The following is a 14,988-nucleotide window of genomic DNA, read 5'->3' as shown; positions in this document are numbered from 1 at the left end:
GTGTCGTCCGTATTGCCGATTTAATATTGAGCATTGCGTAAAAAAATATCACTGGATACAGTATGGTACCCTCAACATTTTCTCGTTTGAACGCCGCACGCGCGCTGCCTGTCGTCCTGGCTGCGCTACTTTTCGCCGGGTGCGGCACCCAGGCGCCAGATCAAAGCGCAGCCTATATGCAGGGTTCAGCGCAAGCTGACTCCGCCTTTTACCTGCATCAGATGCAGCAAAGCGCAGATGATAGCAAGACCAACTGGCAATTACTCGCCATTCATGCACTGCTGAAAGAAGGAAAAAGCCAGCAGGCCGTCGAGTTGTTCAATCAACTCCCGCAAAATCTGAACGATACCCAGCGTCGCGAACAGTCTTTATTAGCGGTAGAAATCAAACTGGCGCAAAAAGATGTCGCAGGCGCGCAGGCCTTGCTGGATAAACTAAAACCCGCCGACTTTGCGCCACATCAGCAAGCGCGTTACTGGCAGGCGCAGATCGTTGCCAGCCAGGGACGCCCGTCGCTTACCCTGTTGCGGGCGTTAATCGCCCAGGAACCGCTACTGGCGGCGAAAGATAAACAAAAAAATATCGACGCCACCTGGCAGGCGCTCTCCGCCATGACGCCGGATCAGGCCAGGACGTTAGTTATCAACGCTGATGAAAATGTGCTTCAGGGCTGGCTGGATCTGCAACGCGTCTGGTTTGACAACCGCAACGATCCAGACATGCTGAAAGCCGGGATCGCCGACTGGCAAAAACGCTACCCGCAAAATCCGGGGGCGAAAATGCTGCCGACGCAGCTCGTCAATGTACAACGTTTTAAACCAGCTTCCACCAGCAAAATCGCTCTGCTGCTGCCGCTGAACGGTCAGGCTGCCGTGTTTGGCCGTACCATCCAGCAAGGTTTCGAAGCCGCGAAAAACCTCGGCACCCAGGCGGTAGAAATGCAGCCTGCCGCCGCGCCTGATGCGCCAGTAGAACCTGGCGTGGAGGAGACGCAGCCACAAATGACCAACGGCGTCGCCAGTCCGTCGCAGGCCTCGGTGAGCGATCTGACTGATGACGCTCCAGCCCAGTACGCTACGCCAGTCAGCGCGCCACAAACTCCCCCTGCTACAGCAAGCGCGCCGGCGGATCCCTCCGCTGAATTAAAAATCTACGATACCTCTTCCCAGCCGTTGGATCAGGTGCTTGCTCAGGTTCAGCAAGACGGCGCCAGTATCGTGGTCGGGCCGCTGTTGAAAAACAATGTGGAAGCGCTGATGAAAAGCAACACGCCGCTCAACGTGCTGGCGCTCAACCAGCCGGAAACGGTACGTAGCTTCCCTAATATCTGCTATTTCGCGCTCTCTCCAGAAGATGAAGCCCGTGATGCGGCGCATCATATTTATGACCAGGGCAAGCAGTCGCCGCTGCTGTTGATCCCACGCAGCACGCTTGGCGATCGCGTGGCGAACGCCTTCACCCAGGAGTGGCAAAAACTGGGCGGCGGCATCGTGTTACAGCAAAAATTCGGCTCCGTAGCCGAGCTGAAAATGGGCGTGAACGGCGGCGCGGGTATCGCGTTGACGGGCAGCCCGGTCGCCGCCAGCGTGCCTGCGCAGCCTGGCGTCACCATTGGCGGTCTGACCATCCCTGCGCCGCCGACCGACGCGCAAATCACCGGCGGCGGACGCGTAGACGCGGTCTATATTCTGGCTACGCCGGAAGAGATTGGCTTTATCAAACCGATGATCGCCATGCGTAACGGCACCCAGAGCGGCGCGACGCTGTATGCCAGCTCCCGCAGCGCGCAAGGCACCTCCGGCCCCGACTTCCGTCTGGAGATGGAAGGTTTACAATACAGTGAAATTCCTATGCTGGCAGGCGGCAATATGCCGTTGATGCAGCAGGCGCTGAGCGCTGTACATAACGACTATTCTCTGGCGCGGATGTACGCCATGGGCGTGGATGCCTGGACGCTGGCGAACCACTTTTCGCAGATGCGTCAGGTGCAGGGATTTGAGATCAATGGCAATACCGGCGCATTAACCGCCAGCCCGGATTGTGTGATTAACAGGAAGTTATCATGGCTCAAATACCAGCAAGGGGAGATTGTTCCCGCCAGCTAACGCGTAAACAGGCTGGCGACGCGTGGGAAGCTGCCGCGCGTCGCTGGCTGGAAAGCAAAGGACTGCGGTTTATCGCCGCCAACGTGCGCGAGCGCGGCGGCGAAATCGATCTGATCATGCGCGACGGAAAAACGACGGTTTTTGTTGAGGTCCGCTATCGGCGCTCCGGGCTTTATGGCGGCGCGGCGGCCAGTGTGACCCGCAGCAAGCAACACAAATTATTACATACTGCCCGCTTGTGGCTCGCCCGCCAGAATGGGAGTTTTGATACTGTGGATTGTCGGTTCGATGTGTTAGCCTTCACCGGAAATGAGATTGAGTGGTTTCGGGATGCGTTTAACGACCACTCATAATTGAAGATTTTAAGGATTAGCGTGCTCGAAAGAATCAAAGTTTGCTTTACAGAAAGCATTCAAACTCAAATTGCTGCGGCGGAAGCGCTTCCGGATGCCATTTCCCGCGCCGCCATGACGCTGGTTCATTCCCTGCTTAACGGCAACAAAATCCTCTGTTGTGGAAACGGGACGTCCGCGGCCAACGCACAGCATTTTGCTGCCAGCATGATTAACCGCTTTGAAACGGAGCGACCCAGTTTACCCGCCATTGCACTAAATACCGATAATGTGGTCTTAACTGCGATCGCTAACGATCGCCTGCACGATGAAGTTTATGCAAAACAAGTCCGGGCGCTGGGACATGCAGGCGATGTTTTATTGGCGATCTCTACGCGTGGTAATAGTCGCGATATCGTAAAAGCCGTTGAAGCAGCCGTCACACGTGACATGACCATTGTGGCGCTAACCGGGTATGACGGGGGTGAGCTGGCCGGACTATTAGGGCCGCAGGATGTCGAAATTCGTATCCCTTCACACCACAGCGCGCGCATTCAGGAAATGCATATGCTGACGGTAAACTGCCTGTGCGATTTGATCGATAACACGCTTTTTCCTCACCAGGATGATTAAGGAGTACACATGAAGGCATTTTCGCCGCTCGCAGTCCTTATTTCTGCGTTGCTATTGCAAGGTTGCGTCGCCGCCGCGGTAGTGGGTACGGCAGCCGTCGGCACCAAAGCCGCAACCGACCCGCGTAGCGTGGGCACCCAGGTGGATGACGGAACGCTGGAACTGCGTGTCAGCAGCGCGCTGTCGAAAGATGAGCAAATCAAAAAAGAGACGCGCATCAATGTCACGGCTTATCAGGGCAAAGTTTTGTTAGTGGGGCAGTCGCCAAACAGCGAACTCTCCGCACGCGCGAAACAGATAGCGATGGGCGTTGAAGGCACCACCGAGGTCTATAACGAGATTCGCCAGGGTCAGCCTATCGGCCTGGGGACCGCCTCTAACGATACCTGGATCACCACGAAAGTTCGCTCACAGCTACTGACCAGCGATCAGGTAAAATCGTCAAACGTGAAAGTCACCACCGAAAATGGCGAAGTGTTCCTGCTGGGCCTGGTGACTGAACGTGAAGGTAAAGCGGCAGCGGACATCGCCAGCCGGGTGAGCGGCGTGAAACGCGTGACCACCGCCTTTACGTATATTAAGTAACCGGTGTGCCGGGTGGCGATAAAAATGTGTAAACCGCGTCGCCATCCGGTAAATCATCCGGCTTCGCTACCCCGCTTTTTCCCGCAGTTGCGATGAGGTCAGAATCGTCACGCCTTCTTGTGCTGGCGCCAGCGCTTCCGCCAGCATGGCCCGCGCCACATCCCGCGCATCAATCGATTTCCAGTTTCCTGGCAACAGCCGAAATAGCGGAGCGAAAAGCGTTTCATTCACCCGCCGCGTTGTTCTGTCGCCGAGCAGCATAGAAGGCCGGGCAATCGTCAAACGAGGCCATTTTTGCGCGATTAACGCCTCCTCCATTTCTCCTTTCACCCGATTGTAGAAAAACGGAGAGTGCGCGTTTGCTCCCATTGCGCTAACCACCAACATGTGCTGCGCGCCCAGTCGACGCCCGGTCAGCGCGGTATCAACCACCAGCGTATAATCCGCATGAATAAACGCCGCTTTACTTCCCGCTTCACGCCGGGTCGTGCCCAGGCAGCAAAAAACAATATCCACCGGGTCGGTCACCTGAGCTAACGCGTCGGTAAGCTGCGGATCGTGAGGGTTATAAACGCCGACAATATCCGTCAGCGGGCGACGCGTCGGCGCGGCGATAGCGCTCACCTGCGGCGTGTTGATTAACATTCTCAGCAGATGTCCGCCGACCAGTCCGGTCGCGCCGGTAATCAGTACCTGACTCATCCTCGCTCCTTTACAGATTTGTCCACCTTGCACTCTCGGCCCTATCGACCAGGCTTAATAGTCTACGAGGTAAGTATCCATCATTGTGGAAAATTTGCCTTACCCGACGCCACCACTGCGGAGGAAACGCATGAGTAAGAAAATTGCCGTTTTGATTACCGATGAATTTGAAGATTCAGAATTTACCTCGCCGGCAGCAGAATTCCGTCAGGCCGGCCATGAGGTCATCACCATCGAAAAAGAGGCGGGTAAAACGGTGAAAGGAAAAAAAGGCGAGGCCAGCGTCACCATTGATAAGGCTATTGATGACGTTCGTCCCGACGAGTTCGACGCCTTGCTATTGCCGGGAGGTCATTCGCCGGACTACCTGCGCGGCGACAGCCGTTTCGTGGATTTTACCCGCGATTTCGTTAACAGCGGTAAACCGGTTTTTGCCATTTGCCACGGCCCACAGTTGTTGATCAGCGCCGATGTCATTCGTGGCCGCAAACTCACGGCGGTGAAACCGATTATTATCGATGTGAAGAATGCGGGCGCGGAATTTTACGATCAGGAAGTCGTCGTCGATAAAGATCAGCTGGTGACCAGCCGCACGCCTGACGACCTGCCGGCATTTAACCGCGAGGCGCTACGCCTGCTGGGCGCGTGAGTCACGTAACCAGTGCAGTTTTTTACCAAACCCCAGCGTGTTGTCGGTGAATTTAATTTCATCCAGCCGGATTTCCCATACCGGCGCTGGCAGCACCCTGGCGACCGGGAAGCGACGAAGGTAAGCTTTACGCGCGGCGTCGCTCTCCTGCCCCTCCAGACGGCGAATTTCCCCTTTAAACTGCACGCCGCGAATGCGCGCCACCGTTTTCGGCTGACCATTGACCGTTCCCGCAACTGGCGCGCACGCGCCGGACATTTGCGCATGGCGGGTTTTATCATCCGTTAACAGATACAGCGCGACGTTTTGCGCATCGAACAAATAAAACGCATTGGCGCACCACAGCTCTCCCTCATGGTGTACGCACCAGGTCACCACGTGTTGTTTCGCCAGCCAACGGCCAATAGCGGTAAGTGTGTCCATCTTTATTCTCGCTTATACTGGGAACCTGAAAATTATCATGCTGATGGCGACAATGACACCCTGGTATCTGTATCTGATTCGTACCGCAGACAATGCGCTTTACACCGGAATAACCACCGATGTGGCGCGTCGTTACAGGCAGCATCAAACGGGAAAAGGCGCAAAAGCATTACGGGGAAAAGGCGAGTTAACGCTGGCGTTTGCGGCGCAGGTCGGCGATCGCTCGCTGGCCCTGCGCATAGAGTATCGCATCAAACAGCTCACAAAGCGCCAGAAGGAGCGCCTTGTGACGGAACGCGAAGCGTTTGAGGCGCTGCTGTCCAGCCTGCAAACGCCGGTGCTTAAAAACGATTGAAGTGGTCGTGATACTCCACCAGCCCCGTCACGCCCTCCAGCGCATCCTCAGCCAAACGGTGTACCTGGAAAGCGCTTTCCGTACCGGGCCAACGGCAGTGAAGATCGTAATGCGCGGCCAGTTCAAAACCGAAGCGGCTATATAACGCCGGATCGCCCAGCGTCACGACCGCCGCGTAGCCGAACTCGTTGAGCGAATCCAGCCCTTCATACACTAACTGGCGCGCCAGCCCTTGCCCGCGATACTTTTCATCGACCGCCAGCGGCGCCATGCCGACCCACTGTAAATCTTCGCCCTGCACATCAACCGGGCTAAAGGCGACATAGCCCACCACCTGACCTTCATCATCCGTGGCCACCAGTCCGAGCGTCAGAAAACCATCTTCACGCAAATCGTGAACCAGCTTCGCTTCCGCATCGCTTTCGAATGAACGGCGTAACAGCGCATCAATACCAGGCGCATCAATGGGAATTTCTACTCGAATTAGCATGGTTCACCTACCGAGGTCTGTTTGGTTTCCGGCGAGTTTTTCATTCCCGCCTCAACAAAATCCGCCAGTTGCAGCAGCATAACGCGTAACGCTTTCGGCATCTGCTCCAGTTCGATGGCGTCCATCAGATTCTTCACATACAACCCTAACTCAGTATCGCCTTCAATGACCAGTCGACGCTGGAAAAAGAGCGTATCCGGATCCTGTTTACGGGCGGCGATCATTAGCAGATCGCTGGCGTCGGCGCTAAAACTGACGTCAGCATCCGCCTGCTGGCTAACGATCAGCTTTTCATTTTCAACCGTGGTATACCATTTTAAGTTGATGTCACGAACATGAATGCTTAACCAACGACCTTCGAGGAATTCCAGCTCTCCATCGGCCAGCGCCTGACGAAACTGCCAGCTCAGAACCTGTTCCAGAACCTGGCGCTTTAGCGCAAAGGGCGTCAGTTTAACCGGTACACTCATCAGAGACGGGCCAGCATGGACTAAGCGTGAACGCAGTTTATCTAACACGAGCTTTACTCCCTGTTTCAATAGTCCTGTTATTTTGCCATATCCAATAAATCACATGGCGGCGTAAATCAACAATTGGGTCTGATTTTCTACCCCATTATTGGTGTTACCAATACGCCTTTAACTGCCTTAAATCAAAAATTGTCGCAGCAAGGTTAACTAAAATCCCTGTTCGTTAACAATTTTGCGTCTCAGACGTAACCCTCAGGATAAATTATGGAGCTGCTCTGCCCTGCCGGAAATCTCCCGGCGCTGAAGGCGGCCATCGAAAACGGCGCTGACGCCGTTTATATCGGGTTAAAAGACGATACCAATGCCCGTCATTTTGCCGGCCTTAACTTTACCGAAAAAAAATTGCAGGAAGCGGTGAGTTTTGTTCACCAGCATCGCCGCAAATTACACATCGCCATTAATACTTTTGCGCATCCGGACGGCTATGCCCGCTGGCAGCGCGCCGTGGATATGGCGGCGCAGCTTGGCGCTGACGCGCTGATTCTTGCCGACCTCGCTATGCTGGAATATGCCGCAGAGCGTTACCCGCATATTGAGCGCCATGTTTCCGTTCAGGCCTCGGCAACCAACGAAGAGGCGATTCGCTTTTATCACCGCAACTTTGATGTCCACCGTGTAGTACTGCCGCGTGTACTGTCGATTCACCAGGTAAAACAACTGGCCCGCGTCACGCCGGTGCCGCTGGAGGTATTCGCGTTTGGCAGCCTGTGCATTATGGCGGAAGGTCGCTGCTATCTTTCTTCCTACCTGACGGGGGAGTCGCCCAATACCGTCGGCGCCTGCTCTCCCGCCCGCTTTGTCCGTTGGCAGCAAACGCCGCAGGGGCTGGAATCGCGCCTGAATGATGTCCTGATTGACCGTTACCAGGATGGCGAAAACGCAGGCTACCCAACGCTGTGTAAAGGCCGCTATTTAGTGGACGGCGAGCGCTATCACGCGCTGGAGGAGCCAACCAGCCTGAACACGCTGGAACTGCTGCCGGAGCTCATGGCGGCGAACATCGCTTCGGTGAAGATCGAAGGCCGCCAGCGCAGCCCGGCCTACGTCAGCCAGGTGGCGAAAGTGTGGCGCCAGGCGATCGATCGCTGCAAAGCCGCCCCGCAAAACTTCGTTCCACAGCGCGACTGGATGGAGACGCTCGGCGCGATGTCCGAAGGCACTCAAACCACGCTTGGCGCATATCACCGTAAATGGCAGTGAGAGGAGCTATGAAATATTCCTTAGGACCGGTGCTTTATTACTGGCCGAAAGAGACGCTGGAAGATTTTTATCAGCAGGCCGCAAAAAGCAGCGCTGACGTCATTTATCTGGGCGAAGCGGTGTGCAGCAAGCGTCGCGCGACTAAAGTCGGCGACTGGCTGGAAATGGCGAAATCCCTCGCCGCCAGCGGTAAGCAGGTGGTGCTCTCCACCCTGGCGCTGGTACAGGCGTCATCTGAATTAAGCGAGCTGAAACGCTATGTGGACAACGGCGATTTTCTGCTGGAAGCCAGCGATCTTGGCGTGGTGAATCTGTGCGCCGAGCGCAAACTGCCGTTTGTCGCCGGCCATGCGCTGAATTGCTACAACGCGGTCACGCTGCGCCGGTTGCTGAAAGAAGGCATGGTACGCTGGTGTATGCCAGTGGAGCTGTCCCGCGACTGGCTGGTGAATTTGCTTAATCAGTGCGATGAACTGGGCATCCGCAATCAGTTTGAAGTGGAAGTGTTGAGCTACGGCCATCTGCCGCTGGCCTACTCCGCTCGCTGCTTTACCGCCCGTTCGGAAGACCGTCCGAAAGATGAGTGCGAAACCTGCTGTATCAAGTATCCAAACGGTCGTGACGTGCTCTCGCAAGAGAATCAGCAGGTGTTTGTGCTTAACGGTATTCAGACCATGAGCGGCTATGTCTATAACCTTGGCAACGAACTGACGTCAATGCAGGGATTGGTCGATATCGTGCGCCTGTCGCCGTTGGGGACGGAGACATTTGCCATGCTTGATGCCTTTCGCGCTAACGAAAACGGCGGCGCACCATTACCGCTTGCCGCCCATAGCGACTGTAACGGCTACTGGAAGCGGCTGGCCGGGCTGGAGCTACAGGCCTAGCCGGATGGCGGCATAAATACCTTATCCGGCCTACAAATAGCGCTCCCGTAGGCCCGATAAGCGCAGCGCCATCGGGTATTGTTTTTGCCGTCAGTCTCATAAAGCTCACTTTGTTAACAACATTCGCTAATCTTTAATGCAGTATTAAAAGATTAACCGGTAACAAAGTGAGCCGTTATGACTGACAAAACTATTCCGTTCTCGGTGCTGGATCTGGCGCCGATCCCTGAAGGATCTTCGGCAAAAGAAGCCTTTACTCACTCGCTTGATCTCGCACGGCTGGCTGAAAAGCGCGGTTATCACCGCTACTGGCTGGCAGAACATCACAACATGACCGGTATCGCCAGCGCGGCGACCTCGGTATTGATTGGTTATCTGGCGGCCAATACCACAACATTACATCTTGGCTCCGGCGGCGTGATGCTGCCTAACCATTCACCGCTGGTGATTGCCGAGCAGTTCGGCACGCTGAATACGCTCTACCCGGGACGTATCGACTTAGGATTGGGACGCGCGCCGGGTAGCGATCAGCCGACGATGCGCGCGCTGCGTCGCCATATGAGCGGCGATATCGATAACTTTCCACGCGATGTCGCAGAGCTGGTGGACTGGTTCGACGCTCGCGATCCTAATCCGCATGTGCGCCCGGTGCCCGGCTACGGCGAGAAGATCCCGGTCTGGCTGTTGGGCTCCAGCCTGTATAGCGCACAACTGGCGGCCCAGCTTGGCCTGCCGTTCGCCTTTGCTTCGCATTTCGCGCCGGATATGTTGTTCCAGGCGCTGCATCTGTACCGTACCCAGTTCAAACCTTCAGCGCGGCTGGAAAAACCGTACGCGATGGTGTGTATCAATATTATCGCCGCCGACAGCAACCGCGACGCCGAATTCCTGTTTACCTCCATGCAGCAGGCTTTTGTGAAGCTACGTCGTGGGGAAACCGGCCAACTGCCGCCGCCGATTGAGAATATGGAGACCTTCTGGTCGCCATCCGAGCAGTATGGCGTGCAGCAGGCGCTGAGTATGTCGCTGGTCGGTGATAAAGCGAAAGTCCGCCACGGGCTGGAATCCATCCTGCGGGAGACCCAGGCGGATGAAATTATGGTAAACGGGCAGATTTTCGACCACCAGGCACGCCTGCATTCGTTTGATTTAGCGATGGATGTTAAGGAAGAGTTGTTGGGCTGATTTTATAACGCCGATTTTCAACGGTGATGGTTGGCAATCGGCGATTTTTTTCGAAGTAATCATAGCCGGGCTTCAACATACGCCAGAAATTATATTCCGGCCATGCTTGCGCCTGGCGCATATTTTCGTCATTCATCGTAAATGGGAAGATATGGACAGGCACGCTCTTCTGCCCGCTGTTTAGCGCCTGCGCCACCAGTTGATAAATCTCTTCAATACCGGCATCGGTCATGGCATAGCAACCGGCCGAAACGCAGTTCCCGTGAACCATAATGAAATCACCGGTGTAGCCATTTGCCCGATCGTAAGCATTCGGGTAGCCAATATTAAATGCCAGATGATAGCGGCTGTTTGGGTTAAGCAACCCTTTGTTGGTGGCATAAAAGCCTTCCGGGCTTTTACCGTCTCCCTGTTTATGTTTTGGCCCTAAGCCACCAGACCATGCGCATATAGTCCAGGTTTTGTAGAGTTTGTAAGGCTTGTTATTGGCGCTTGCCCACAGTTCCAGCTTATCTTCCGCTTTCAGAATGCGGATAAATAACTGGTCGCCGGGGTGAATGATTTTTAAAGACGATGCGACAGGTTTTTCCACTGGCAGGTAAACGTCTTCATCGTACGGAGTGAGCCAGAAAAATTTTAAAATAAAAGCGATAAACAGGCTCAATAATACAATAGCGAGTAGTCCTTTACGCCCCATTTTCGTATTCCGCTTATTCTGAACCAGTTCAAGTATATATTTTCCTATGACAGGGAATAGAGGAAAGGTCCAGTTCTGTACTTTTATAAAATAGTAATCGTTTTATCATAACCGAACAGGGATATGAATAAATCGACTTATTACCAGAGAAAATCATCATGAGTGAACCTGCTTCCTTTTTTCTTCATGCACATATTACCGAGAGCAACCTCAAGAAATTTTTCCATTCACCGGCAACAAATATTAAAGACTATGACGACTGGTTGCCATGGTTTACTGAGGAGTAAAGGTTGTACGGCGAGCCTGCAAAAATGCTTAACAATCTTGCCGCATGTAATTCTGGTGAAAGTGAAAAGAATATTTATGCTGAACATATCAACTTTAATAAAGAAACACAGATAGTCACGATGGATCACATATTTCTCTCAGAGAGCTATGAAATGTTCATGCCACTCATGGCCTGTGTGCGGGGAATCGAGAAATTTATTACGCCAGGGGAAAATAATTTTGCGCTAATTTATTATTACTGGTGGGGTTCGGAGATCGCCATCGCACTCGAATTTGACGCCAATGGTAGCAGAATAACGGCAAATCCTAAGGCAGAAAATTTAACTATCGCCGATGCTTTTTTCGATGAACACGGGGAAGCACTCGCCGAAGAACTTTATAATAAACAGGGATTTATTTGATACCATTTCGCGGACTTGTGAAATATTGCCGGATGAAAACAGCTCATCCGGCACAATAACGTTACTGGTACACCGGCAGCAAATTAAAGCTCGATAAAATATGCACCAGTGCGTTCCCAACGCCAAATAGCAGAATCAGTACAATCATCGGCGTGCCGCCCCAGACGCGAAATTTTGGGCTGCCGAAACGTTCGCGAGATTTGCGCGCCAACAGCGCAGGCACAATGGCCGCCCAGATAGTTGCAGCTAAACCTGCATAGCCAATGGCGTACAGAAAACCGTTCGGCCACAGCAGGCCACCGACAATCGGCGGCACAAACGTCAGCAGCGCCGTTTTAAAACGCCCCATTGCCGAGTCGTCAAAACCAAACAGATCCGCCAGATAGTCAAACAGCCCCAGCGTCACGCCAAGGAAGGAACTGGCGACAGCAAAGTTAGAGAACACCACCAGCAGCAGATCCAGGCTGCGGCTGTTCAGCACGCCGCTCAACGCCTGTACCAGCACATCAATATTGCCGCCTTTCTGCGCAATGCCGATAAATTCCGGACGCGGGATGTTGCCCATCGTCCCCAGCAGCCAGACGGAATAGAGCGCCAGCGCCAGTAACGTCCCATAAATCAGGCATTTGACGATGGTGCGCGGATCTTTGCCGTAATATTTCATCAGGCTCGGTACGTTACCGTGATAACCAAAAGAGGCCAGACAAAATGGCAGCGTCATCAGCAGGTACGGCGTATATGACGCGTGGCTTTCAGTCACGTTAAACAACGTGGCAGGCTGAACGTGCCCCAACAGGCTGCCGAAGGTCAGGAAGAAAGTAATCACTTTCGCGCCCAGTACAATCGCCGTCATCCGGCTGACCGCCTTCGTACTCAGCCACACGACAAACGCCACCAGCAGCGCAAAGGCAAAACCTGCCGCTCGCGCCGGAACGTTCAGCGACATCTCAGCAAAGGTATGATGCAGAATTGAGCCGCTCGCCGAGATATAGGCATAAGTCAGGATGTAGAGCACAAAGGCAATAGAAATGCCGTTGACAATGTTCCAGCCTTTCCCCAACAGATCTTTGGTGATGGTGTCGAAACTCGAACCAATGCGGTAGTTAAGGTTGGCTTCGAGGATCATCAGCCCGGAGTGCAGCATACAAAACCAGGTAAAGACCAGCGCCGCCATCGACCAGAAGAACCACGCCCCGGACATGACCACCGGCAGAGAGAACATCCCCGCGCCAATGATGGTGCCGCCGATAATCACCACGCCGCCAAGCAGCGAAGGTGACGTTTGGGTGGTGGTAAGTGTTGCCATTCAGCTCTCTCTCCAGTCATTTATAATGTGACTATCTCTCAATACGCTGCACTGTACCAGTACACGAGTACAAAAGAAATAAAAAAAGCCCCGATTGTGACGATCGGGGCTGTATATTTTACTTTACGCTGTGAATGCGCAGGTCAGCGAGAGTTACGCATCACCGCCGAAACGACGGCGACCGGTAGAGTCATCACGACGCGGACCACGGCTTTCACGACGCTCGCCGCTGAAGCGACGACCATCGCCACGACCACCTTCACGACGTTCGCCGCTGAAATTACGACCGCCTTCACGACGTTCGCCACTGAAGCTACGACCACCGCCGCGACGTTCGCCGCCCGCGTGCGGAACAGCATCACCCAACAGCTGCATATTCATCGGCTTGTTCAGAATGCGGGTACGCGTGAAGTGCTGGAGCACTTCGCCCGGCATACCTTTCGGCAGCTCGATGGTGGAGTGAGACGCGAACAGCTTAATGTTACCAATGTAACGGCTGCTGATGTCGCCTTCGTTAGCGATAGCGCCCACGATATGACGAACTTCAACGCCGTCATCACGGCCCACTTCAATGCGGTATAACTGCATATCGCCAACGTCACGACGTTCACGACGCGGACGATCTTCACGGTCGCCACGCGGGCCACGGTCATTACGATCGCGCGGACCACGGTCGTCACGGTCACGGAATTCACGCTTAGGACGCATCGGCGCATCCGGCGGCAGAATCAGCGGACGCTCGCCCTGCGCCATTTTCAGCAGTGCGGCGGCCAGCGTTTCGAGATCCAGCTCTTCACCTTCGGCAGACGGCTGGATTTTCGCCAGCAGCGCACGGTACTGATCCAGATCGCTGCTTTCCAGTTGCTGCTGAACTTTCGCGGCGAATTTTTCCAGACGGCGTTTACCCAGCAGCTCTGCGTTCGGCAGTTCCACTTCCGGAATGGTCAGCTTCATGGTGCGTTCGATGTTGCGCAGCAGACGACGCTCGCGGTTCTCAACGAACAGCAGCGCGCGACCGGCGCGACCCGCACGGCCGGTACGACCGATACGGTGAACGTAGGACTCGGAGTCCATCGGAATATCGTAGTTCACCACCAGGCTGATACGTTCAACGTCCAGACCACGTGCCGCAACGTCGGTAGCGATCAGGATGTCCAGACGACCATCTTTCAGGCGTTCCAGAGTCTGCTCACGCAGCGCCTGGTTCATATCGCCATTCAACGCGGCGCTGTTGTAGCCGCTACGTTCCAGAGCTTCTGCTACTTCCAGGGTCGCGTTTTTGGTACGCACGAAGATAATCGCCGCATCAAAGTCTTCCGCTTCCAGGAAACGCACCAGCGCTTCGTTTTTACGCATACCCCAGACAGTCCAGTAGCTCTGGCTGATGTCAGGACGGGTAGTCACGCTGGACTGAATGCGCACTTCCTGCGGCTCTTTCATAAAGCGGCGGGTAATGCGACGAATCGCTTCTGGCATGGTGGCGGAGAACAGAGCGGTCTGATGACCTTCCGGGATCTGCGCCATAATAGTTTCAACGTCTTCGATGAAGCCCATACGCAGCATTTCGTCGGCTTCATCCAGTACCAAACCACTCAGTTTAGAGAGGTCGAGGGTGCCGCGTTTTAAGTGATCAAGCAGACGTCCCGGCGTACCGACAACGATCTGCGGCCCCTGACGCAGGGCGCGTAACTGCACGTCATAACGCTGACCGCCGTACAGGGCAACCACGTTTACGCCGCGCATGTGTTTAGAGAAATCCGTCATGGCTTCGGCAACCTGTACCGCCAGTTCGCGGGTTGGCGCCAGCACCAGAATCTGAGGAGCCTTCAGCTCAGGATCAAGATTGTTGAGCAGCGGTAAAGAGAACGCTGCGGTTTTGCCGCTCCCCGTCTGGGCCATGCCCAGCACGTCGCGACCGCCCAGCAGATGCGGAATGCACTCTGCCTGGATTGGAGATGGTTTTTCGTAACCCAGATCGGTAAGGGCTTCAAGGATAGGAGCCTTCAGCCCCAGATCTGCAAAAGTGGTTTCGAATTCAGCCATGTAGTACGTGTGCCTCAAAATTAATGGCGGCCAGTCTACATAACTCATCATGAAATTGATCTGCAATTTTCATTGAAAAGTGTGAACCGGCTCAAAGTAGGTGTATTAACGAACAACAACGCCCTCACCCGCGAAGGTGATGGCAATCAAAAAGATTACGGGCTGATATGTTCGTCA

17 protein-coding genes and 1 pseudogene are annotated in these 14,988 nt (G+C 54.4%); 10 read left to right on the top strand and 8 right to left on the bottom strand.

What is annotated here, in order from left to right:
• Window positions 1-62 precede the first annotated feature (62 nt).
• Genes ACLJPQ_RS18380 through dolP form a run of 4 tightly spaced genes read left to right on the top strand, consistent with a single transcriptional unit; the run spans window position 63 to window position 3,655 of the window.
• Entirely contained in the window at window positions 63-2,105 is a 2,043-nt protein-coding gene (locus tag ACLJPQ_RS18380; protein ID WP_080185124.1) for a penicillin-binding protein activator, read from the top strand.
• The gene (locus ACLJPQ_RS18375; RefSeq protein ID WP_000057285.1) at window positions 2,063-2,458 is read left to right on the top strand and encodes a YraN family protein; all 396 of its coding nucleotides are present in this window, start codon (window positions 2,063-2,065) and stop codon (window positions 2,456-2,458) included. The genes ACLJPQ_RS18380 and ACLJPQ_RS18375 overlap by 43 nt, the downstream gene beginning before the upstream one ends.
• 21 nt (window positions 2,459-2,479) lie before the next feature.
• Entirely contained in the window at window positions 2,480-3,070 is a 591-nt protein-coding gene (gene diaA, locus ACLJPQ_RS18370) for a DnaA initiator-associating protein DiaA (RefSeq protein ID WP_000893481.1), read from the top strand.
• Between the two features lie 9 nt (window positions 3,071-3,079).
• Entirely contained in the window at window positions 3,080-3,655 is a 576-nt protein-coding gene (dolP, locus tag ACLJPQ_RS18365; protein WP_000643280.1) for a division/outer membrane stress-associated lipid-binding lipoprotein, read from the top strand.
• 66 nt (window positions 3,656-3,721) lie between these two features.
• On the opposite strand, the gene ACLJPQ_RS18360 is transcribed toward dolP, so the two are convergent.
• Window positions 3,722-4,357 (bottom strand): NAD(P)H-binding protein, encoded by a 636-nt coding sequence (locus ACLJPQ_RS18360; protein WP_001537613.1) that lies wholly within the window; start codon window positions 4,355-4,357, stop codon window positions 3,722-3,724.
• Between the two features lie 130 nt (window positions 4,358-4,487).
• Here ACLJPQ_RS18360 and yhbO point away from each other — a divergent pair, with 130 nt between their 5' ends.
• On the top strand, window positions 4,488-5,006 hold the full coding sequence (yhbO, locus tag ACLJPQ_RS18355) for a protein/nucleic acid deglycase (RefSeq protein ID WP_000037599.1): 519 nt from the start codon (window positions 4,488-4,490) through the stop codon (window positions 5,004-5,006).
• Here the strand turns inward: yhbO and ACLJPQ_RS18350 are convergent.
• Window positions 4,986-5,429, bottom strand: a complete 444-nt coding sequence (locus tag ACLJPQ_RS18350) for a YhbP family protein (RefSeq protein ID WP_000380404.1) — start codon at window positions 5,427-5,429, stop codon at window positions 4,986-4,988. The genes yhbO and ACLJPQ_RS18350 overlap by 21 nt on opposite strands.
• A gap of 37 nt (window positions 5,430-5,466) precedes the next feature.
• On the opposite strand from ACLJPQ_RS18350, the gene ACLJPQ_RS18345 reads away from it, so the two are divergent.
• On the top strand, window positions 5,467-5,784 hold the full coding sequence (locus ACLJPQ_RS18345; protein ID WP_000928379.1) for a GIY-YIG nuclease family protein: 318 nt from the start codon (window positions 5,467-5,469) through the stop codon (window positions 5,782-5,784).
• Here ACLJPQ_RS18345 and ACLJPQ_RS18340 read toward each other — a convergent pair.
• Window positions 5,771-6,274 (bottom strand): GNAT family N-acetyltransferase, encoded by a 504-nt coding sequence (locus ACLJPQ_RS18340; RefSeq protein ID WP_000908562.1) that lies wholly within the window; start codon window positions 6,272-6,274, stop codon window positions 5,771-5,773. The two genes, ACLJPQ_RS18345 and ACLJPQ_RS18340, sit on opposite strands and share 14 nt — an antisense overlap.
• The gene (locus tag ACLJPQ_RS18335) at window positions 6,268-6,792 is read right to left on the bottom strand and encodes an SCP2 domain-containing protein (protein WP_079898288.1); all 525 of its coding nucleotides are present in this window, start codon (window positions 6,790-6,792) and stop codon (window positions 6,268-6,270) included. Before ACLJPQ_RS18335 ends, ACLJPQ_RS18340 begins: the two co-directional genes overlap by 7 nt.
• Window positions 6,793-7,008: 216 nt before the next feature.
• Here ACLJPQ_RS18335 and ACLJPQ_RS18330 point away from each other — a divergent pair, with 216 nt between their 5' ends.
• The 3 genes from ACLJPQ_RS18330 to ACLJPQ_RS18320 all read left to right on the top strand — a co-directional run bounded on the left by ACLJPQ_RS18330 (window position 7,009) and on the right by ACLJPQ_RS18320 (window position 10,076).
• A complete protein-coding gene (locus tag ACLJPQ_RS18330) occupies window positions 7,009-8,004 on the top strand; it encodes a peptidase U32 family protein (RefSeq protein WP_000421309.1) in 996 nt (331 codons plus the stop codon).
• Window positions 7,995-8,891, top strand: coding sequence for a U32 family peptidase (locus tag ACLJPQ_RS18325; RefSeq protein ID WP_014343907.1), 897 nt, complete (start codon window positions 7,995-7,997; stop codon window positions 8,889-8,891). Before ACLJPQ_RS18330 ends, ACLJPQ_RS18325 begins: the two co-directional genes overlap by 10 nt.
• 177 nt (window positions 8,892-9,068) lie before the next feature.
• The gene (locus ACLJPQ_RS18320) at window positions 9,069-10,076 is read left to right on the top strand and encodes a luciferase-like monooxygenase (RefSeq protein WP_047606029.1); all 1,008 of its coding nucleotides are present in this window, start codon (window positions 9,069-9,071) and stop codon (window positions 10,074-10,076) included.
• Here ACLJPQ_RS18320 and ACLJPQ_RS18315 read toward each other — a convergent pair.
• Window positions 10,054-10,773 carry a murein L,D-transpeptidase family protein gene (locus ACLJPQ_RS18315; RefSeq protein ID WP_000532745.1) on the bottom strand — a complete coding sequence of 240 codons (720 nt, stop codon included), beginning with the start codon at window positions 10,771-10,773 and terminating at the stop codon, window positions 10,054-10,056. The genes ACLJPQ_RS18320 and ACLJPQ_RS18315 overlap by 23 nt on opposite strands.
• A 158-nt stretch (window positions 10,774-10,931) precedes the next feature.
• Between ACLJPQ_RS18315 and ACLJPQ_RS18310 the strand changes: the two are divergent.
• Window positions 10,932-11,462 (top strand): annotated as a pseudogene (locus ACLJPQ_RS18310) (cytoplasmic protein).
• 61 nt (window positions 11,463-11,523) lie between these two features.
• Here the strand turns inward: ACLJPQ_RS18310 and mtr are convergent.
• From mtr to yrbN, 3 genes are all read right to left on the bottom strand, one after another.
• The gene (gene mtr / locus ACLJPQ_RS18305) at window positions 11,524-12,768 is read right to left on the bottom strand and encodes a tryptophan permease (RefSeq protein ID WP_080185125.1); all 1,245 of its coding nucleotides are present in this window, start codon (window positions 12,766-12,768) and stop codon (window positions 11,524-11,526) included.
• Between the two features lie 153 nt (window positions 12,769-12,921).
• On the bottom strand, window positions 12,922-14,811 hold the full coding sequence (gene deaD, locus ACLJPQ_RS18300; RefSeq protein ID WP_000807244.1) for an ATP-dependent RNA helicase DeaD: 1,890 nt from the start codon (window positions 14,809-14,811) through the stop codon (window positions 12,922-12,924).
• The gene (gene yrbN / locus ACLJPQ_RS18295; protein WP_010723222.1) at window positions 14,804-14,884 is read right to left on the bottom strand and encodes a protein YrbN; all 81 of its coding nucleotides are present in this window, start codon (window positions 14,882-14,884) and stop codon (window positions 14,804-14,806) included. Before yrbN ends, deaD begins: the two co-directional genes overlap by 8 nt.
• Window positions 14,885-14,988 lie beyond the last annotated feature (104 nt).

The organism is Salmonella sp. SAL04213 (assembly GCF_046550535.1).
Taxonomy (GTDB): domain Bacteria; phylum Pseudomonadota; class Gammaproteobacteria; order Enterobacterales; family Enterobacteriaceae; genus Salmonella; species Salmonella enterica.
The sequence above is the reverse complement of the archived record's forward strand: the minus strand, read 5'-3'. Positions and strand labels throughout refer to the sequence as shown.

Coding starts and splice junctions, on each gene's coding strand:
- ACLJPQ_RS18380 (WP_080185124.1), top strand. CDS start 63: ATGGTACCCTCAACATTTTCTCGTTTGAACGCCGCACGCGCGCTGCCT.
- ACLJPQ_RS18375 (WP_000057285.1), top strand. CDS start 2,063: ATGGCTCAAATACCAGCAAGGGGAGATTGTTCCCGCCAGCTAACGCGT.
- dolP (WP_000643280.1), top strand. CDS start 3,080: ATGAAGGCATTTTCGCCGCTCGCAGTCCTTATTTCTGCGTTGCTATTG.
- ACLJPQ_RS18360 (WP_001537613.1), bottom strand. CDS start 4,357: ATGAGTCAGGTACTGATTACCGGCGCGACCGGACTGGTCGGCGGACAT.
- yhbO (WP_000037599.1), top strand. CDS start 4,488: ATGAGTAAGAAAATTGCCGTTTTGATTACCGATGAATTTGAAGATTCA.
- ACLJPQ_RS18350 (WP_000380404.1), bottom strand. CDS start 5,429: ATGGACACACTTACCGCTATTGGCCGTTGGCTGGCGAAACAACACGTG.
- ACLJPQ_RS18345 (WP_000928379.1), top strand. CDS start 5,467: ATGCTGATGGCGACAATGACACCCTGGTATCTGTATCTGATTCGTACC.
- ACLJPQ_RS18340 (WP_000908562.1), bottom strand. CDS start 6,274: ATGCTAATTCGAGTAGAAATTCCCATTGATGCGCCTGGTATTGATGCG.
- ACLJPQ_RS18330 (WP_000421309.1), top strand. CDS start 7,009: ATGGAGCTGCTCTGCCCTGCCGGAAATCTCCCGGCGCTGAAGGCGGCC.
- ACLJPQ_RS18325 (WP_014343907.1), top strand. CDS start 7,995: ATGGCAGTGAGAGGAGCTATGAAATATTCCTTAGGACCGGTGCTTTAT.
- ACLJPQ_RS18320 (WP_047606029.1), top strand. CDS start 9,069: ATGACTGACAAAACTATTCCGTTCTCGGTGCTGGATCTGGCGCCGATC.
- ACLJPQ_RS18315 (WP_000532745.1), bottom strand. CDS start 10,773: ATGGGGCGTAAAGGACTACTCGCTATTGTATTATTGAGCCTGTTTATC.
- mtr (WP_080185125.1), bottom strand. CDS start 12,768: ATGGCAACACTTACCACCACCCAAACGTCACCTTCGCTGCTTGGCGGC.
- deaD (WP_000807244.1), bottom strand. CDS start 14,811: ATGGCTGAATTCGAAACCACTTTTGCAGATCTGGGGCTGAAGGCTCCT.
- yrbN (WP_010723222.1), bottom strand. CDS start 14,884: ATGAAAATTGCAGATCAATTTCATGATGAGTTATGTAGACTGGCCGCC.